Origin of the sequence: Microbacterium arabinogalactanolyticum, assembly GCF_030268005.1 — a bacterium.
Taxonomy (GTDB): domain Bacteria; phylum Actinomycetota; class Actinomycetes; order Actinomycetales; family Microbacteriaceae; genus Microbacterium; species Microbacterium arabinogalactanolyticum.
In genome coordinates, this window is the sequence record NZ_BRZC01000003.1 from 238,720 (window position 1) to 257,288 (window position 18,569).

19 protein-coding genes are annotated in these 18,569 nt (G+C 68.4%); 9 read left to right on the forward strand and 10 right to left on the reverse strand.

What is annotated here, in order from left to right:
* Positions 1–107 precede the first annotated feature (107 nt).
* Positions 108–1,523, forward strand: a complete 1,416-nt coding sequence (gene uxaC / locus MIAR_RS03535) for a glucuronate isomerase (RefSeq protein WP_285631387.1) — start codon at positions 108–110, stop codon at positions 1,521–1,523.
* A gap of 147 nt (positions 1,524–1,670) precedes the next feature.
* Here uxaC and MIAR_RS03540 read toward each other — a convergent pair whose 3' ends face one another.
* Both MIAR_RS03540 and MIAR_RS03545 read right to left on the reverse strand, forming a co-directional pair.
* Positions 1,671–2,546, reverse strand: a complete 876-nt coding sequence (locus tag MIAR_RS03540; RefSeq protein WP_285631390.1) for a hypothetical protein — start codon at positions 2,544–2,546, stop codon at positions 1,671–1,673.
* On the reverse strand, positions 2,543–2,890 hold the full coding sequence (locus tag MIAR_RS03545; RefSeq protein ID WP_285631393.1) for a TraR/DksA family transcriptional regulator: 348 nt from the start codon (positions 2,888–2,890) through the stop codon (positions 2,543–2,545). Before MIAR_RS03545 ends, MIAR_RS03540 begins: the two co-directional genes overlap by 4 nt.
* 37 nt (positions 2,891–2,927) lie before the next feature.
* Between MIAR_RS03545 and MIAR_RS03550 the strand changes: the two genes are divergently transcribed.
* Positions 2,928–4,112 (forward strand): hypothetical protein, encoded by a 1,185-nt coding sequence (locus MIAR_RS03550; RefSeq protein WP_285631396.1) that lies wholly within the window; start codon positions 2,928–2,930, stop codon positions 4,110–4,112.
* Here MIAR_RS03550 and MIAR_RS03555 read toward each other — a convergent pair.
* Entirely contained in the window at positions 4,058–4,672 is a 615-nt protein-coding gene (locus tag MIAR_RS03555; protein ID WP_285631399.1) for a TetR/AcrR family transcriptional regulator, read from the reverse strand. The genes MIAR_RS03550 and MIAR_RS03555 overlap by 55 nt on opposite strands.
* 106 nt (positions 4,673–4,778) lie before the next feature.
* Here MIAR_RS03555 and MIAR_RS03560 point away from each other — a divergent pair, with 106 nt between their 5' ends.
* Together MIAR_RS03560 and gnd are read left to right on the forward strand one after the other, a co-directional pair.
* On the forward strand, positions 4,779–7,034 hold the full coding sequence (locus tag MIAR_RS03560) for a glycoside hydrolase family 3 C-terminal domain-containing protein (protein WP_285631401.1): 2,256 nt from the start codon (positions 4,779–4,781) through the stop codon (positions 7,032–7,034).
* A 141-nt stretch (positions 7,035–7,175) separates the two neighbouring features.
* Entirely contained in the window at positions 7,176–8,231 is a 1,056-nt protein-coding gene (gene gnd / locus MIAR_RS03565; RefSeq protein WP_285631404.1) for a phosphogluconate dehydrogenase (NAD(+)-dependent, decarboxylating), read from the forward strand.
* 76 nt (positions 8,232–8,307) lie between these two features.
* Here the strand turns inward: gnd and MIAR_RS03570 are convergent, their stop codons facing one another.
* The 4 genes from MIAR_RS03570 to purL form a co-directional block, all read right to left on the reverse strand.
* Positions 8,308–8,628, reverse strand: a complete 321-nt coding sequence (locus MIAR_RS03570; protein WP_285631408.1) for a cupin domain-containing protein — start codon at positions 8,626–8,628, stop codon at positions 8,308–8,310.
* A gap of 90 nt (positions 8,629–8,718) precedes the next feature.
* On the reverse strand, positions 8,719–8,955 hold the full coding sequence (locus tag MIAR_RS03575) for a hypothetical protein (RefSeq protein WP_285631411.1): 237 nt from the start codon (positions 8,953–8,955) through the stop codon (positions 8,719–8,721).
* Positions 8,956–8,962: 7 nt separating this feature from the next.
* Entirely contained in the window at positions 8,963–9,100 is a 138-nt protein-coding gene (locus MIAR_RS03580) for a hypothetical protein (RefSeq protein ID WP_285631414.1), read from the reverse strand.
* 8 nt (positions 9,101–9,108) lie between these two features.
* Positions 9,109–11,436, reverse strand: a complete 2,328-nt coding sequence (purL, locus tag MIAR_RS03585; protein WP_285631417.1) for a phosphoribosylformylglycinamidine synthase subunit PurL — start codon at positions 11,434–11,436, stop codon at positions 9,109–9,111.
* A gap of 212 nt (positions 11,437–11,648) precedes the next feature.
* On the opposite strand from purL, the gene MIAR_RS03590 reads away from it, so the two are divergent.
* A complete protein-coding gene (locus MIAR_RS03590; protein ID WP_285631420.1) occupies positions 11,649–12,614 on the forward strand; it encodes a hypothetical protein in 966 nt (321 codons plus the stop codon).
* A gap of 86 nt (positions 12,615–12,700) precedes the next feature.
* Here MIAR_RS03590 and MIAR_RS03595 read toward each other — a convergent pair whose 3' ends face one another.
* Positions 12,701–13,696, reverse strand: a complete 996-nt coding sequence (locus MIAR_RS03595; protein WP_285631422.1) for an SDR family NAD(P)-dependent oxidoreductase — start codon at positions 13,694–13,696, stop codon at positions 12,701–12,703.
* 98 nt (positions 13,697–13,794) lie between these two features.
* Here MIAR_RS03595 and MIAR_RS03600 point away from each other — a divergent pair, with 98 nt between their 5' ends.
* The 3 genes from MIAR_RS03600 (at position 13,795) to MIAR_RS03610 (ending at position 15,494) form a co-directional block, all read left to right on the forward strand.
* Positions 13,795–14,343, forward strand: coding sequence for a TetR/AcrR family transcriptional regulator (locus MIAR_RS03600; RefSeq protein WP_285631425.1), 549 nt, complete (start codon positions 13,795–13,797; stop codon positions 14,341–14,343).
* A gap of 86 nt (positions 14,344–14,429) precedes the next feature.
* Positions 14,430–14,690, forward strand: a complete 261-nt coding sequence (locus MIAR_RS03605; protein ID WP_285631427.1) for a hypothetical protein — start codon at positions 14,430–14,432, stop codon at positions 14,688–14,690.
* A gap of 33 nt (positions 14,691–14,723) precedes the next feature.
* Entirely contained in the window at positions 14,724–15,494 is a 771-nt protein-coding gene (locus MIAR_RS03610; RefSeq protein ID WP_285631430.1) for a hypothetical protein, read from the forward strand.
* 67 nt (positions 15,495–15,561) lie between these two features.
* Here MIAR_RS03610 and MIAR_RS03615 read toward each other — a convergent pair whose 3' ends face one another.
* Together MIAR_RS03615 and MIAR_RS03620 are read right to left on the reverse strand one after the other, a co-directional pair.
* Entirely contained in the window at positions 15,562–17,286 is a 1,725-nt protein-coding gene (locus MIAR_RS03615) for a DUF2075 domain-containing protein (RefSeq protein WP_285631432.1), read from the reverse strand.
* Positions 17,283–17,603 (reverse strand): nucleotide pyrophosphohydrolase, encoded by a 321-nt coding sequence (locus MIAR_RS03620; protein WP_285631434.1) that lies wholly within the window; start codon positions 17,601–17,603, stop codon positions 17,283–17,285. Before MIAR_RS03620 ends, MIAR_RS03615 begins: the two co-directional genes overlap by 4 nt.
* A 98-nt stretch (positions 17,604–17,701) precedes the next feature.
* On the opposite strand from MIAR_RS03620, the gene MIAR_RS03625 reads away from it, so the two are divergent.
* Positions 17,702–18,535, forward strand: a complete 834-nt coding sequence (locus MIAR_RS03625) for a hypothetical protein (protein ID WP_285631438.1) — start codon at positions 17,702–17,704, stop codon at positions 18,533–18,535.
* The last annotated feature ends 34 nt before the right edge of the window (positions 18,536–18,569 follow it).

Below are 18,569 nucleotides of genomic sequence, written 5' to 3' on the forward strand. Positions count from 1 at the left end.
CCGATACCCATCATAATGGCAAACGGTTGCCAACTCGGATGATGACCGGTAACGTGCAACCAGGCGCGCGGCCCCGCCGCCGCCGTGCACGACCGCAGAAGGACCTCATGCTCAGCACCAAGATGCACCCCGACCGCCTGCTTCCCGGCGATCCGTCCACCCGCGGCATCGCCCGTGAGCTCTACCGGCGGGTCGCCGACGCCCCGATCGTGTCGCCGCACGGGCACGTGCCGGCGTCGCTGCTCGCCGAGGACCGGCCCTTCGCCTCGCCGACCGAGCTGCTGCTCACCGGCGATCACTATGTGACCCGGGTGCTGCACGGCGCGGGGATCTCGCTCGGCGGAGTGCAGGCCCCCGCCGGGGAGCCCGCGGTCGACCCGCGGGAGGCCTGGCGGGTGCTCGCCGCGAACTGGCACCTGTTCCGTGCCAGCTCGGTGCAGTACTGGTTCGAGTACCAGCTCAGCGAGCTGTTCGGCATCGACGATCGGCTCACCGCCGACACCGCGGATGCCGTGTACGACCGCATCGCCGAGCTGCTGACCGACGATGCGTATCGCCCGCGTGCGCTGTTCGAACGCTTCGGCGTCGACGTGCTCGCCACCACCGACGACCCGGCCGCCGACCTCGCCGACCATCTGGCGCTCGCCGCCGACCCGACCTTCACCGGGAGGGTGCTGCCGACCTTCCGCGCCGACCGTGCCATGGACCCGTCCGCTCCGGGTTGGCTTCCCGCGCTGGAGCGTCTGGCCGCGGCATCCGAGATCTCCTGCGGCACGTACGCCGGCCTGCTCGAGGCGCTCCGTGCCCGCCGGGCCTGGTTCCGCGCGGCCGGCGGCACCGCGACCGACACCGGGGTGCCGGATGCCTGGGCCGTGCCGCTCCCCGCGGGCGAGGCCGAGCGCATCCACGCCGCGGGCCTGCGTGGCGAGGCGACCGCGGAGGAGGGCACCGCCTACCGGCGCGACATCCTCTACCGCCTGATCGAGATGTCGTCGGAGGACGGCATGGTGATGCAGCTGCATCCTGGCATCCATCGCAACCACCACGTGCCCACGCTGCGGCGCTTCGGAGCCGACACCGGGCACGATCTGCCGGTGCCGATGACCTACACCGAGCCGCTGCGGCGCGCACTGAACGACTTCGGCACCGGTACGCAGCTGCGTCTGGTGCTGTTCACGGTGGACGAGACGTCGTTCTCGCGGGAACTGGCGCCGATGGCGGGCTTCTACCCCAGCGTGTACGTGGGCGCTCCCTGGTGGTTCCTCGACACCCCGGATGCCATGGAGCGCTACCGCCGCGCGATCACCGACAGCGCCGGCTTCGCGAAGACCTCGGGCTTCATCGACGACACCCGCGCCTTCTGCTCCATCCCCGCCCGGCACGACATGGCCCGGCGGGTGGATGCCGGCTACCTGGCGTCGCTGGTGGTCACGCACCGGCTCACCGAGGAGGATGCGGCCGAGATCGCCGACGACCTCGTGCGCCGCGTGCCCTACGAGACGTTCCGCATCCCGCGGGAGTGACGCCCGGCGGCGGGTCGGGGCTCTCCGCCTGTTGCAGTCCGGGGGCCGACACGCCACATTTCGGACGTTTCCCGCGAATGAGTCCGTGATCTGGCGTGTCGGCCCCCGATCTGTGGGCGGCCGCGGCCTGTTCGGCGCGGGATCGTCTCAGCCGCGTGTCAGCACGTCGCCGGTCTCGATCTCTCCGTCGTAGCAGAGCCAGGCGAGCCAGGAGCGTGGGGTCATGGTCAGTGCTTGATCGATCGTCCTGTCGGGGGTGCCGCGGCGGCGCAGCGCCTCGAGTCTCGACGCCCATTCGTTGCGCTGCGCCGGTGACACGCCTTCGCTCGCGAGCGCAGCGGCCACCCGGCGCAGCCCCGCACCTGATTCACGGGACGGGGTGACTCGGCCCGACGTCGGGCCCGACCATTCCGACGGCATCCGTCGGCGTGCGAAGTCGCAGCGCAGTCCGACGGCGATCAGCAGCACGGCGATCAGCACGGCGAAGGGCATCCAGGCGGCGAGATCCTGGCCGGTGAAGCCTCGGCTGTCGTCGACGCCGACCACGAGGCGGTACCCGATCACCCACAGGCTGATGGCCAGGATGAGCACCGTGACGGTCTCCCCGATGAGGGCGCAGGAGCGGTTCGGCACGCGCAGGAGCGCGGAGATGAGCAGCAGGAGGACGGCGATCAGGCCCGTGACCACAGCGATCCGGATGCTCAGATCGGTGTCGAGGAATCGGTTGCGCCGGGTCGGGGCATCCAGTTGCACTGCGAAGATGAGGGCGGCCGTCATCGCGATGGCCAGCAGCGTGCCCCACGCGACCGGATAGACGCGCGACCCGCGCTGCGCGGTCGCAGAGGGCGCCGATCTCCTGGGCGCCGGGGCTGCGGTCGCGAGCCAGCGCACCCGATCCGCGTTCAGCTGTCGCAGTCGTGCGACGAAGTCGCGATCCTGCAGGATGGCCACGGCATCACGCGCGACGGCTCGCACATCCGCATCCTCGCCGATCAGGCGCACGATGTCCGGGGACCTCCTCATCCGGCCTTCTCCGCGCACGGCACGCACAGCTCCGCCGACGGCCTGACCTCCAGTCGTCCCTCCGGGATCGGCCTGCCGCACGACGCGCAGATGCCGTAGGTCCCGGCATCCCAGCGCTGCAGCGCCTCGTCGAACTGCCGCACCTCCAGATCGGCGGCCTCCGAGAGCGCCGTCAGCCGTGACCATTCGGATGACAGGGGAACACCCTCCGGGTCGTGCTCGTCATCGTCGTTCGAGTCCAGCCGGTCGTGCACGAGTTCGGCCAGGGCGGATGCTGCGGAGGTGGCGCGAGCGACGGCATCCGCTCTCCGTGAGACGAGCGCATCGCGACTGATCCGGCTCATCGACTCACAGTAGCGTGAGGGATGGAGGGGAGACCCGATGGCACGACGAGGCGCGGAGCTGCCGCCGACGGCGCGCATGGTGTGGTCGCGCAGCATCGCGGATGCCGTGATCGCCGCGGCCTCTGCGGGAGGGATCGGCATCGCGCTCAGCTGCGTGATCATGCTCCTCGCCGTGGTGGGCGGGGCATCCGACGGTCTGCAGCCGATCGGTCTCAGCATCCTCGCTGTCAGTGCCGGCGCCGCCGCGCTCTTCTCGGCGATGCTCGGGCCCGCATTCGCGGCCGTGAACCTGGCGCGGATGCGCATGTATCGCGGAGCCGCACCCGGTTCGGTCCCGCTGCGCAACGCCGTCGAGTTCCGCGGGCAGGCGACCTCTTCGTCGCTGTTCCCGCTGGAGGTGACGCTGGTCTGCGTGGCAGGGGCCGGAGCGCTGGCGGCGATCGTCTCCGGGATCCTCTGGGCGCAGGAGCCGGATGCCGTCTACCGCGACGCGATGCTCTGCTGCACAGGGTTCGTCGTGCTGGCCGTGCTCGGTGTTCTGATCTGCCGCGGCATCACGCGGCACCGCCTCGCGCCCGTGCTCGCCGGCCTCCCTGCGGGGGCGGTCGGGCAGCGCGATGCGGACGAGACGATCCTGGCGGACACCCGCGAGAACCGTCGCCTGCTCGCCGCCCGCGCTCGCCGGGTGAGCACCCCGCTCGACAACGCGCGGTCCGCGGCAGGCTGGTGCCTGGCCGCCGCCGTCGTCGGCGTCGGCGCGACGGCGCGACTCCGTCACGAACCGGCCTGGTCATGGCTCGCCATCGCCGCCGCGGTGCTCGCGGCCGTGTGCGTGGTCGCGCTGATCGTGCTGCACCTCGCCCGCTGGATCCAGCTCACTCGTCTGCCCGGCGTGCTCCGCGGGTCGCCGACCGAGGTCGAGCAGGAGCGCGGACGTTCGCTCACGCGGGACCTGCGCGATCAGATGCTGGCGACCATGATCCTGTGGTCGCTCGCGGCCTACGCGGGCATGGGGCTCGTACGAGGCGAGGACGTGGTCGCCACAAGTTCCGGAAGAACCCTCGGCCTCCTGGGAATCCTCATCCTGTGGGTCGCGGGGCTGTCGCTCCTCACCTGGCTGCGGGTGCGGCTGGAGCGCCTCGGTCCGCTCCTGCGTGAAGAGTTCGGCTACGACGTGCCGGTGCGCACGGCATCCGGTGACTCGTCGCCAGGGCTGGTCTGACCTGCTCGTTCGAGTACGGTGATCAGCCGGTCGATGATGCCTGCCATGTCGACCTCGGGCTCGATCATCCACTGCAGCTGCAGCCCGTCGGAGACGGCCTGGATGACGCGCGCGAGCGTCTCGGGGTCGAGGGCCGCGCCGGCTGCGGAGGGGACGGCGTCGGACATGAGCGCACGCAGGCGCGCGTTGCGCTCGAGGAAGTAGTCGTGCGCCGGATGCTCGGGATCGACGGCGTCCACGGCGAGCCGGGAGAACAGCTCGACCAGTCCCGGCACCTCGGTGTTGTGCCGGATGGCGCGGATGAAGCCCTCACGCGCATCCTCGCTGCCGTCCTCGGCGCGGAGGCCGTCGCGCTCGTCGCGCCGGCGCAGCACGGCGGTGAACAGCTCCTCCTTGGTGCCGAAGTAGTGCAGCAGCGCGGCCGGGGTCACGCCGACCTCGGCGGCGATGCCTCGCAGCGACGCGTTCTGGTAGCCGTCGCGGCCGATCACCTCGAGGGCGCTGTCGAGGATCTCCTCACGGCGGGCGATGCCCTTCGCGTACGAACCTCTGCGTGCCACGCCCCGAGCCTAATCCTGAACAGTGGTTGATTTCCAGAAATTGAAGGTCGTATAGTTTTCGCATGACAGCGACGTCGCCATGGACGTCCCCATGGAAGGAACCGGCATGACCGAAGCATCCGATCTCACTCTCGAGGAGAAGGCCTCGCTCACCAGCGGTGCGGACTTCTGGACCACCAAGGCGATCGAACGCCTCGGCGTGCCATCGATCATGGTCACCGACGGCCCGCACGGCCTGCGCAAGCAGGCCGGCGCCAGCGACCACCTCGGCATCGCCGACAGCGTGCCCGCCACCTGCTTCCCACCGGCCGTCGGCATCGGCTCGTCCTTCGACCCGGAGCTGATCGAGCGCGTGGGCGCGGCGATCGGCGTCGAGGCCGCGATCGAGGACGTCGCGGTCGTGCTCGGCCCCGGCATCAACATCAAGCGCTCGCCGCTGTGCGGCCGCAATTTCGAGTACTTCTCCGAGGACCCGATCGTCTCGGGCATGCTGGGCGCGGCATCCGTCCGCGGCATCCAGTCGCAGGGCGTGGGCACCTCGCTCAAGCACTTCGCGGCCAACAACCAGGAGCACGACCGGATGCGCTCCTCGAGCGACGTCGACCCGCGTCCGCTGCGCGAGATCTACCTCCGCGGCTTCGAGCGGGTCGTCAAGGATGCCGCTCCCTGGACCGTGATGTGCTCGTACAACAAGCTCAACGGCGTGTGGACCAGCGAGGACCCATGGCTGCTGACCAGCGTGCTGCGCGACGAGTGGGGCTTCGACGGGATGGTCGTCTCGGACTGGGGAGCCGTCAACGACCGCATCGCCGGCATCGCCGCCGGTCTCGACCTGGAGATGCCCGCCTCGGGCGGGCGGACGGATGCGCAGCTCGTCGCCGCCGTGCAGAATGGCGAGCTCGACGAGAAGGTGCTCGACGTCGCGGCGTCGCGCGCGCTGCAGCTGGTGCGCCGCGCCGGGGAGCGTCTGGCGGTCGACGGTCCCCTCGACATCGTCGCTCATCACGCGCTGGCCCGTGAGGCCGCCGGCCGCTCGATCGTGCTGCTGAAGAACGAGGGCGGCGTCCTGCCTCTCGTGCCGTCGCAGAAGGTGGCGGTGATCGGCGCCTTCGCCACCGAGCCCCGCTTCCAGGGGGCGGGCTCGTCCCTGATCAACCCGACCCGAGTGGACGCCGCGCTCGACGCGCTCCGCGAGGTCGGCGGGGATGCTGTGTCATACGCGCCCGGCTTCGCCGTCAAGGGCGGAGCGATCGCGGCATCCGGCCGTTCCGCCGACGACCTGTGCGACGAGGCGGTCGCCGCCGCGTCCGCCGCCGAGGTCGCCGTGGTCTTCCTGGGGCTGCCCGCCTCGCAGGAGTCGGAGGGCTTCGACCGCGAGCACATCGACCTCCCCGCCGAGCAGCTCGCCGTGCTGGATGCCGTGGTCGCCGCGAACCCGAACACGGTGGTCGTGCTCTCCAACGGCGGCGTGGTGGCGCTGCCCTTCGCCGACCGCGTGCCGGCGATCGTGGAGACCTGGCTGCTCGGCCAGGCCGGCGGAGGCGCGGTCGCCGATGTGCTGTACGGCGCGGTCAACCCCTCCGGCAAGCTCACCGAGACCGTGCCGGTGCGTCTGGAGGACAACCCCTCCTACGGCAACTTCCCCGGCGAGTTCGGCCACGTCCGCTACGGCGAGGGGCTGCTGGTCGGCTACCGCTGGTACGACGCGAAGGACCTGCAGGTCACCTACCCGTTCGGCCACGGCCTGTCGTACACGACGTTCGCCTACGGCGACGCCACGGCATCCGTGCGCGACGGCGACATCGTCGTGACGCTGGGGGTGACCAACACCGGCGACCGCGACGGCCGCGAGATCGTGCAGGCGTACACCTCACTGCCCGGCTCCCTCGTGCAGCGCGCCCCGCGCGAGCTCAAGGCGTTCGCGTCGGTGGCCGTCGCGGCCGGTGAGACCGTGCCGGTCGAGCTGGTCATCCGCCGAGAGGACCTGGCGTACTGGGACGTGCGGGTCGACCGCTTCGTGGTCGAGGGCGGTGAGTACGTGATCGAGGTCGGGGCGTCCAGCCGCGACATCCGCTCCTCGGCGACGGTCGGTCTCGAGGGCGACGCGGTGCGCCTGCCGCTGGACATGAACTCCTCGATCGGCGAGGTGATGGCGCACCCGTTCGCGGGTCCCATCGTGCAGCAGGCGCTGGCGGGGCTCGCCGAGCCGCAGGATGCCGCGGGCGCCTCGATGATGGAGGGCGACGGCATGGAGAAGATGATGGCCTCGTTCCCGATCGGGCGCATCGTCGGCTTCCCCGGCATCCCGGTGACCCGCGAGCAGATCGAGCAGCTGATCGCCGGGGCGAACGCCCAGGGCTGATCGCCGCGCTCTCGTTGCGGAGGACTTCTCCGTGAGGGGAGGAGGATGGGCATGGCATCCTCCTCCCCTCTGTGCGTTCTCCTCCCGAACCCGCGCCGCAGGGAGGATGATGGGAAGGCTGGAACGACGCGAGGAGAAGACATGCAGCTGGGAATGATCGGACTCGGCCGGATGGGCGCGAACATCGTGCGCCGACTGATGAAGGACGGCCACGAATGCGTGGCCTACGACGTGAATCAGGATGCCGTGGCTGCGCTCGCCGCGGAGGGTGCGACCGGGGCATCCGATCTGAAGGACTTCGCAGCCAAGCTGCAGACCCCGCGCGTCGTGTGGATGATGGTTCCCGCCTCGCTGACCGGCAAGGTCGTCGACCAGATCGCCGAGGTGCTCGAGCCCGGTGACATCCTGATCGACGGCGGCAACTCGAACTACCGCGACGACGTGCGTCGCGCCAAGGCGCTGCGCGAGAAGGGCATCGAGTACGTCGACGCCGGCACCAGCGGCGGCGTGTTCGGCCTGGAGCGCGGGTACTGCCTGATGGTCGGCGGGTCGGATGCTGCGGTGAACCACATCGAGCCGCTGCTGAAGACCATCGCGCCGGGCGTCGGCGAGATCGAGCGCACCCCGGGTCGCACCGGCGAGCTCACCCCCGAGGAGCAGGGCTACCTGCACTGCGGCCCGTCGGGCGCCGGGCACTTCGTGAAGATGGTGCACAACGGCATCGAGTACGGCATCATGGCGTCGATCGCCGAGGGCCTGAACATCCTCAAGAACGCGGATGCCGGTGTGCGCGAGGCCGAGCACTCCGCCGAGATCGCCCCGATGGAGGAGCCGGAGTACTACCAGTTCCCCATCGACACCGCGAAGGTCACCGAGCTGTGGCGCCGCGGTTCGGTGATCTCGTCGTGGCTGCTGGATCTGACCGCGACCGCGCTGAACGAGAACCCCTCGCTCGACGGACTCGCCGGTCGTGTCTCCGACTCGGGTGAGGGCCGCTGGACGGTCAAGGCCGCGGTCGACGTGGGCGTGCCCGTGCCCGTGCTCGCCGCATCCCTGTTCGAGCGCTTCGCCTCGCGTGACGAGGACCAGTTCGCCAACCAGGTGCTCTCCGCGATGCGCCTGCAGTTCGGCGGCCACAAGGAGCTGCCCGCGGGCGACTCGCTGGAGGCCGGCGGACGCAAGTCCGAGGTCGGCTGAGCGCACCTGCAGAGACGGCGAGGGCCCGGCATCCGTCGATCGGATGCCGGGCCCTCGTGTGCGAGCCTGGGGCGGGCTATTCCAGCCACTCGGTGATGAATCGCTCGCTCGCATGCACGTGAGTGGCCTCGTAGCCGCCGTCGAGCACCTCGAAGCGATGCGACACGAGAGCCGGGACCACCAGGATCTGGCCGCCGACCCCGATGAGCTGCTCCTCGCCGACGGTGAACAGGGCGCTCCCGCGATGGATGATGAACGTCTCGGCGTACGGATGCCGGTGCAGCCGGGGCCCGCCGCCCGCCGTGGTGGCGTACTCGCGGATGATGCTGACGGGCGAGCCGATCAGATGGCCCTCGATGTTCGCGTCGTGGGCGACGTCGGCGATCTGGATGGTCATGGTGCCTCCGTTCCCGGCCGAGGCTACGCCCTTCAGGGGCGAAGGTGAACGGCATCCGCGACCGGCCTCGGGTCCTGCGGGCATCCGACGCTAGTCGTCGTCGACGGGCGTCTCCCGGGGGTCCTCCAGCGGCTCCTTCGGGCCCGTGAAGAACAGCAGCGTACCGGCGATCAGCACGAGCACGCCGATCGAGATGCCGATCGGCGCGAAGGCCTGTGCACCGGGGGTGCCGGATGCCAGGGGCAGCAGGGCGGGCAGCGTCAGCATCACGCCGAGCGCCCAGAGCACGATCGCGGTGCTCTTGTAGGGTCGCTTGCGTCTGGTCATCGCAGTCTCAGCCGAGCAGCAGCGTCAGGGCGGTCGCGCCACCGCCGCCGACGATGAGCGCGACGATGGTCACCCAGGCGACCAGGCGGATGCGGCGGTTACGGCGCTCGCCGAGATCGCCGTAGTCCTCGTCGGTGCGGTTCATCGTGCCCGTCACACGGCCGCCGGCTCGGTGACCGTCGGTCCGAAGACCGCCGGCAGGGTCGCCTTCGAGGCCTCGCGCAGCTCGGCGACGGTCGCGGTGAACACGTCCTGCACCTCGAGCGCGGGCTCGGAGTCGGTGACGCCGATGCGCAGCACCGGGTAGCCGCGACCCTCGCACAGCCCGCGGAACTTCACGTCGTCCTCGCGGGGCACGGTCACGATCACGCGGCCGGTCGACTCGGAGAACAGTGCGGATGCGGCATCCACGCCGTCGCGCTCCATGAGCTCGGTCAGCCAGACGCGGGCGCCCACGCCGAAGCGCATCACGCCCTCGGCGAGGGCCTGGCCCAGGCCGCCCTCGGAGAGGTCGTGCGCGGACGAGATCAGCCACTCGTCGCGGGCGGCGGAGATGAGACCGGCGAGGTCCTTCTCGCGCGCCAGGTTGACCTTCGGCGGGAGACCGCCGAGGTGGTCGTGCACGACGTCAGCCCAGGCCGAACCGGACAGCTCAGTCGAGGTGGTGCCGAGGAGGTAGATGTTCTGCCCCTCGTCCTGCCAGCCCGACGGGATGCGGCGGGAGACGTCCTCGATGATGCCCATCACGCCCACAAGCGGGGTGGGGTGGATCGGCACGTCGCCGGTCTGGTTGTAGAACGAGACGTTGCCGCCGGTCACGGGGGTGCCCAGCTCGTAGCATCCGTCGGCCAGGCCGTCGACGGTCTGCCCGAACTGCCACATGACCTCGGGGTTCTCGGGGGAGCCGAAGTTGAGGCAGTCGGTGATGGCGGTGGGGTTCGCGCCGGTGACGGCGACGTTGCGGTACGCCTCGGCCAGGGCCAGCTGCGCGCCCGCGTAGGGGTCGAGCTGGCAGTAGCGGCCGTTGGCGTCGGTGGCGATCGCGAAGCCCAGGCCGGACTCCTCGTCGACGCGCATCATGCCGGCGTCGTCGGGGAAGGCGAGGGCGGTGTTGCCGCCGACGTAGTAGTCGTACTGGTTGGTGATCCAGCTGGTGTCGGCCAGGTTCGGCGAGCCGAGGATCTTGAAGAACTGCTCGCGCAGGGTCGCGGCGTCATCCGAACGGGGCAGCAGCTCCGCGGCATCCGCCTGCAGCGCGTCGATCCACGTCGGGTAGGCGACCGGGCGGTCGTAGACCGGGCCGTCGACCGCGACGGTGGACGGGTCGACGTCGACGATGCGCTCGCCCTGCCAGTCGATGACGAGGCGTCCGTCTCCGGTGACCTCGCCGAGCACGCTGGTCTCGACCTCCCACTTGTGCACGACGGCCATGAAGGCGTCGAGCTTCTCGGGGGCGACGATCGCCATCATCCGCTCCTGCGACTCTGACATGAGGATCTCCTCAGCGGTCAGGGTGGGGTCGCGCAGCAGCACGTTGTCGAGCGAGACGCGCATGCCCGAGTTGCCGTTGGCGGCCAGCTCGCTGGTGGCGCACGAGATGCCGGCGGCGCCGAGGTCCTGGATGGCCTCGACCAGCTCGCCCTTGTACAGCTCCAGGCAGCACTCGATGAGCACCTTCTCGGCGAACGGGTCGCCGACCTGCACGGCCGGACGCTTCGTGGGTCCGCCGTCGTCGAAGGAGTCGGATGCCAGGATGCTGGCACCGCCGATGCCGTCGCCGCCGGTGCGGGCGCCGAACAGCACGACCAGGTTGCCGACGCCGGTGGCGTTGGCGAGCTTGAGGTCCTCGTGGCGGAGCACGCCGACGGCGAGCGCGTTGACGAGCGGGTTGGCCTGGTAGACGGCGTCGAAGACCGTCTCGCCGCCGATGTTCGGCAGGCCGAGGCAGTTGCCGTAGAAGCTGATGCCGGCGGTCACGCCGTGCACGACGCGCGGCGTGTCGGGGTGGTCGATGGCGCCGAAGCGCAGGGCATCCATGACTGCGACGGGGCGGGCGCCCATCGAGATGATGTCGCGGACGATGCCGCCGATGCCGGTCGCCGCACCCTGGAAGGGCTCGATGAAGGAGGGGTGGTTGTGCGACTCGGCCTTGAAGGTGACCGCCCAACCCTCGCCCACGTCGACGACGCCGGCGTTCTGGCCCATGCCGACCATGAGGCGCTGCTTCATCTCGTCGGAGACCTTCTGGCCGAAGCGGCGCAGGTAGTTCTTGGACGACTTGTAGGAGCAGTGCTCCGACCACATCACGGAGTACATCGCCAGCTCGCCCGAGGTGGGGCGGCGGCCCAGGATCTCCTTGATGCGGGCGTACTCGTCGTCCTTGAGGCCGAGCGCCGCGTACGGCTGCTCCTTCTCAGGGGTCGCGATGGCGTTCTCGACGGAGTCGGGGACGTGGGTGGTCTGGGGCGCTTCGGCGGACACGCGGGCTCCTGAAGAAGAGGAAGGCGGGGCACGGCCAGTCTACCGGCGCGTCGTGGCGCGAGCGGCCTCGCATCCGGCGCGGAGGACCCGGACCGTTCGAGCGACGGACGGCGTGTCTCGGGGTGACATGCCGCGCGCCGCGCAGATGGTCTCCGTTGTCCGGCGAGGACGAACCCGTCGCGCCTGCGGGCATCCTCTGGGACACTCGCCTCATGGCATCCGATGGGCGGAATCCCTATGTCACGGCGACGACGCCGTCGCGGTGGTCGTCGTTCCTGATCGGCGTCGGCGCGGCGCTGGTGGTGATGGTGCCCGGCTGGCTGACGGGTGGGGGACTCCAGGTGCCCACGCGGTGGGTTGCCGAGCGCCTGACCGGCCGCAGGCCGTTCGCGTTCCTTCCCCTCGATCTCGACCATGTGTTCCCACTGTTCGCGACGCTCGTGCTGGGCGGGGTGCTCGCGGGGCTGATCGTGCGGATGCTGCGCCGCAGGCTTCCAGTGCGGGTCTGGCCCGCGGTATGGGGCGTGCTGCTGGCGCAGCTGGCTGCGGCGGTGCAGAGCTTCATCGCGCTGCTCGCACGGTTGGGGATCGGCGGCGGCTCGGAGCAGGCGGTCGGCGCGATGCTCATGGACGGCACGCAGCTGCTCTACCTGCTCGGGCTGGTTCTGGTGGTCGTCGTCGGGCTGCTCTTCGCTCAGCTGGGGCTGCTGTTCGCGACACGACGGTCTCCGGCGTTCGGCGCGCTCGCCGTGGTGCTCGCCGCTCCGCTGGTGACGAACTGGATCGGCGGACCCCTCGTCGTGTTCGTGTCGATCGACAGCTATCCGGAGTGGCTGGCGATCATGCTGCGGTGGCTGCCGGCGGTGATCGTCGGTCTCGCGCTGGTGTGGTGCGGGGTGCGCCCGTGGGGGCGGCTGAGCGTGTGGGTCATCGGGCTGGCGGCCCTGTGGGTCATGCCGGCCGCGATCACCTCGATCTCGTACGCGGTCGGCATCCGGGCGATCCAGAACGACCCGCAGGAGATCCCGCGCGCGATCGCACAGTACTTCGTTCCGATGGTGCACGCCGGCGTCGCACCCGTCGTCGTCGCTCTCGTGATCGGGGTGGTCGGGACGGTGGTGCGGATGCTCGTTCGCAGGAGCCCGGTCAGTCTGGGAGAGACTGCCGAAGGTGCGTGAAAGCGTGGCTCCGGGGCCGACGTGGGTCAGAGATGCACGATTCCGGGCAGCCGGGCGTGCATCTCTGATCCACGCCGGGAGCGGTGTTACTGCACCGACCAGCCGCCGTCGGATGCCAGGATCGCGCCGTTGATGTTCACGGCGTCGTCGCTGAGCAGGAAGGTGATGGACGCCGCCAGGTGCTCGGCGGTCGCGACGCTCGGGATCGCCTGCTGGAACGGGGCGAGGCGGGCGGATCCGTACTCGGACATGTGCGGCGGCATCGGGATGCCGGTGGCGACGCCACCCGGGGCGACCGAGTTCACGCGGATGCCCTTCGGTCCGTACATGACCGCGGCCGACTTAGTCACGCCGATGATGCCGTGCTTGCTGGCCGTGTAGGCGTTGCCCGACGCGTTGCCGCGCAGGCCGGCCTCGCTGGAGACGTTGAGGATCGCGCCGCGACCGTTCTTCTCCATGACGGGGATGACCGCGCGCATGAGCTTGAACGGGGCGGTGAGGTTGATCGCGATGACGCGGTCCCACACGGCATCCGTGGTCTCGCCGGCGGGCGAGAAGTCGTCGTTGATGCCGGCGACGTTCGCGAGCCCGTCGATCCGGTCGCCCGCGGCGGCGATGACGGCGTCGATCGCGTCCTGCTGGGTCAGGTCGCCGGCGACGGTGACGATACCGGGGAGCTCGTCCTTGAGGGCGTCGAGCTTGTCGGCGGAGATGTCCGCGGCGATCACGCGTCCACCCTCGCGGGCGATGCGGGATGCCGTGGCGCGCCCGATTCCGGATGCCGCGCCCGTGACGATGACGGTCTTGCCGGTGAAGCGCCCCGGGGTGATGTTCTCGACCCAGCCGGTGGGGGCTGTGTCTTCGGGGACCTCGCCGCCGTTCGCGGCGCGGACGAGGTCGTCGACGACCGACTGCGGCAGGGCGCCCTGGCTCATGGCGACGAGCTGCTGCAGGGGGAGGCCGAGCACGGGGGTGAGCAGCTCGGGGTCGGCGCCGGTCTTCTCGAACAGACCCCGGATGAGCGGGCCGCCGGTGGAGTCGTTCATCCACTCGCCGATGGTGGAGTGCGCGGTCAGTGCCATTTCTTCCTCGTTCCCTTGGTCGAGTCTCTGAGCCTGTCGAAGCGAATAACGCAACGCATCGTCCAGTAATTCCACTCTACGCCCGATACGCTGATCCCGTGCCCCGTCCTCGCAGTGAGAAAGCCCGCCATGCGGTGCTGGAGGCGATGCTGCGCGCGCTCGCGGCGGACGGGTACGCCGCCGTCACGATCGAGGGGCTCGCGGCGGAGGCCGGGGTCTCGAAGCAGACCATCTACCGCTGGTGGCCGTCGAAAGCGGCGATCCTGGGTGAGGCGCTGCTGGAGGGGGAGTTGCTCGCGTTCGACTTGCCGATCACGGATGATCTGCGCGCCGACCTGCGTGCGGTGCTGTCTGCGCAGAGCCCGGATGCCATCGCACTCGCGCGCGCCCTGATCGAGGTGACTGCGACGGATGTCGAGCTCGGTCTGAAGCTCAACGCGCGCCTGGCGTCGCCGATTCGCGAGTGGACAGTTCTGCGGCTGGCACGCGCCATCGACGCCGGGGACGTTCGGGCTGACGTGGATGCTGCGGTGGTAGCTGACCAGTTGATCGCGCTCGGCTCGTACTCAGCGCTGGTGGGTGGGCCGACGGACGCCGGGAAGGTCGACGGGATGGTCGAGGTGATGCTTCGGGGGATCGGGCCCTGAGGTGGCGTCGATAACGATCGCGTGACGCCCTGCTGCATCTCAGGAACTTGAGGTACTTTGGTACTTCAAGTTGGGGGAGGGATGACATGGCTACCGCGCTTGCACCGATCAAGGTGGACGGCGATACGGACGAGTTGATCTCCCACGCTGCTCACTTCCTGCGCTCGTCCAAGAAGGACGTCGTCGATGTAGCTGTGCGTGAGTACATTCAGAACCATCGCGACGAGATCCAGAAGGCGGCCCTCGATGCGTTGCGTACGCTCGACGGTTCCACCAAGAGTGCCGTTCAACTCATCACCGGCGCGAGCGCAGAGGAGCTCGACGAACTGGGCGGCTTCAGCAGCTGATCGCATGTCGGAGGTCATCACTAGCCTCGGTCCATGAGTAGCGTGCGACCGACGAAAAGGAGCCTGGACGATCTCGGGCTTCGGTTTCCGCCGCTGGATACGCCGCTTCACGAGATTGGGCATGAGCTAATTTCGAAGGCGCAACGTTTGCCTGACGAGCATGCGGCCGGTGGGGCTGAGAGGATCCTCGCGATCAGCGATCGCGTGTGGTTCAAGGTGAAGGTCGGCGAACACCGCGGGGCAGGCGGCCGGATCGAGGCAGGCGATTGCGACGTTTCACACCAGTGGTGGCTCGTGGCGGGAGGTCTTCGGCGCGCGGATTCAAAGGAGCAGGACTTCTACGGCAGTCTCGAAACGGAGTGTCGGCGTGCGGCATCGGGGACCTCAGCCGCGGTCAACAGCGATCACTTGCTGCCGCAGGAAATTGACAGCCTGCGTTTCACCGCAGAGCAGGCCGCGCTCGGCGTGATTGCTTTGCAGAAGGCGGTGCGCGAAGGCATCGCTGATTCGGCGCACAGCGGTGCGCCGGTAGAAGCGACGGCGGGTCGTCAACGTCTGATCATCTGGGTCAAGTCGGGAGATGCCGACACGTATCTGGCAATCTCGGCGGAAGGATTCCTCGATCCGAAGGAGATCGCGATCATCCTGGACGCGGTGCCTGGAATGACGGCCGATGATTGGGCGATAGAGCCCGGCGAGGTTCTCGGCATCACACCGGATGTTGGTCAACTGGTGTACTCCGCAATGATTCCACCCGAGGTATTGGCCGCAGTTCTCGCCTCGGTTGACGGCGACCTCGAGTAGCTCGGGCTCAGCGCTACAGCGGCGAGTCGAGCACCCTCCCGTCTCGAAGAACAGCGAGACTCTCGCATCACTTGAGCAGTCCCCGCAGCCGCTCCCGCAGCCCCCCGTCACACACATACACGTACGTCCCGAGCATCCCGCGGGTGAGCAGCACGCCGTAGATGTTGCGGACGAACACCAGCAGATCGGCATCGGTGAAGGCGCCCTTGAGATGGCCGGTGTCCTCCTTGCCCTTCTTGTCGCGGTAGGCGTCGCGATCCGCCACGATCTCCCCTGAAGACGATAGGCGCAGGTCGGGTCCGATGATCACTCCGGCGTAGTTGAGGTCGTAGCCCTGCACGGTGTGGATCGAGCCGACCTCATCGAGGGATCTGGGGGAGTTGATCCAGTCCTTGTCAGCGCTGTTCCATCGCATCCGCTCGCCGTCGAGCTCGATGTCGAACGCCGACGGATCCTTCTTCGAGACCCAGTCCCACGCGTATCCGGCGACCAGCCGCGACAGCCCGACCTCTCGGTCCCGCTCCCGGATGGCCTGCCGCATCTCGCCGAGGTCGTCGAAGAACCGCAGGTCGTAGTCGCCGAGGTCGGGGCGGGGGACGGATGCCCCGCGCAGCAGCATCCGGATGTACTCGACGTAGTCGGCGCCGGCCCGTACCCGCATCTGGGTGGTGAGCGGGTAATGCCGGTGCGCGTTCTTCGCGTTGGTGAGTTCGGCGTTGAGGGTCGAAGGCGAGAGGTCATGCGGGCGCACGCTCTGCGCGCCGTCGACGAGCAGCAGCTGATACCTGCTGCGAGCCTTGATCCAGTCGAGCTGGGTGTGGTGCGGGGCATCCGCGCCGAACAGTCGCTCGTTGATCTGCCCGAACTTCTTGTTCTGCACACCGGACGCCTGGTTGGCGCGCTGATTCAGCCGGTGCGTCTCATCGACCAGGACCACGTCGAACACGTCTCTCGACTCACCCACCTGGAACGGCGTCAGGACCATCGAGGGGTCGAGCTTCGGCGTCTTCTTGAACACCTTCTTCACCGACAGGCGCAGCGACTGCTGCGGGATGACGAGCGCCATCCGCAGGTCCTGCAGCAGGGCGGCACTCTCGGGCGTGAAGAACTCGGCGAAGATCGAGTCGGGCTCTACGTCGTCGTGGCTGCGGAAGTCGCGGATGTCGGCGAGCAGCTTCATGAGGAAGATCGCGATGATCGTCTTGCCGGTGCCGGGCGCACCCTCGACGACGAGGGTCGATGCTCTCGTCGGGTCGCGCAGGTCTTCGAGGATGCCGGAGACGATGTCCTCCACGGCGATCGCCTGGTCGGGGGTGAGCGCCTTGAAGGGCGAGAGCTTGAAGAGGTCGCTGTTCTCGATCTGCGGGATGCTGCGACTGAACAGGCCCTCGGCGCGCAGCGCCTCGAACACGTCATGGAACGACTCGCGATAGAGCTCGCGGTCGTAATAGCGGGCGTCGGTGAGACCGTCGTTGCCGTTGAGGATGTCGTAGCGGCCGTCGCCGTGGAACCAGCGGATCAGATGCGACTCGAGGTCGAGGCAGACCGACTTGTTGTAGCGCTCGTCGACGACGACACGGATGTCAGTGAGGTCTTGCTGGCGCTTCGGGCCAGCAAGATGCTGGCGCATGCGCTTGTCCGCGCTGATCGTCTCGCCGACGTAGAGCTTCTTGCTCCGGCTCGCGCCATCGAGCACGTAGACGACGGGCCAGTTGGTGAGTTCTTGGTTGGTTGCGCTCCACGTATCGACGTGGGTCCGGTCAAAGCGGATGCGCTGGATGCTGAAGCTCACGGCTCTGCACTCTTGTTGATCTCGCCCTGGTTGAGCTCGACCGGGTATTTCGCGTTGGTCTTCTCAAGCTTGCTGAGGATGATCTCGTCGATGTCGAGGTTCAGGCGGCTGGCGAGATGCACGCAGTAGGTAAGCACATCGGCAAGCTCTTCCTCGACGCGCGTCTGGTCAGGCGTCTGGCCCCACTGGTACAGCTCGAGAAGTTCCGCTGCCTCGATGGAGATCGACTTCGCGAGGTTCTCGGGTGTATGGAACTGGTCCCAGTCACGCTCGGCGACGAAGGTGCGGAGGGCCTGCAGCGTTGCGGGGGAGGGCATATGGGGACGGTAGCAGGGCCGCGATCCTTCAGCGCTTCCGTCGCGCGGATGTAGGACGGAGCTGACCAACTTCAGATGAGCGGACTACGCTCTCAGCCATGAAAAGCGTCAGGGTCGTCATGGACCCCGGTACGGCCGAGATGTACGTCAATGAAGCACGCGGCGTACAACTCGTGCAGACGATGATCGATCGGGCAGGAATGATTGGAAGAGTGCCGCTTCGCCCGCACCGTCCGAGAGTGGTTGGACCAGGGTTTGATTACCGGTCGAGTTATGTGCTTTTCGCAGGGCGTAGTGGATATGGCCCGTTAAGGGTCGCGTTAGATACGAACATAGTAATCGACTATTTCGATCACGGCGAACGGCTCTGGGGCGGGGAGTCGGTTGTCGACCCGGCGGCCCAGGACCACGGGGAGGACTTGGAAGCCTTGCAAATGTTACTCGCGACCTGGGTATTACGAGATATCCATTTCGTCATGCTCAGGCAGTCATTGCGAGACTCTAAGCGGGGCCGAGTTGGCTCAGACCGTGCTTCGCGCAACCGCAATGGGTGGCTCGAGTTCTATAAGGCGCTGACCCACGGCGGCTACCATGAGGGGGACGGGCGTCAGGATCCGAGGGTGGCCCTTCCGTCTCGGATCGTCGACGCAGCGATCGATGCCATACCTATCGGGGGTGACCAGCGGATGGTCAGAGCTGCGCTGCTTGATGGTGCGCACGTCTATCTGACTCGCGACAAGAAGGTTCTCCGCGCACGCGCCATGGTTCGGCCGTTGGGGATGTCAATCCTTACGCCTGGAGAACTCCTTGAGGAACTATCGCTGTGTGGTGCACTTAACTTCCTCTGGGACCCGGCGAGCTTGTATTGGCCACTCCCCGATCAGGAGAAGGTTGCACATTTGATCTGGGCCTTGCCGAAAAACGCGGCATAGTTCGCATTTGGACCTCAAGATCTTGATCCATGTA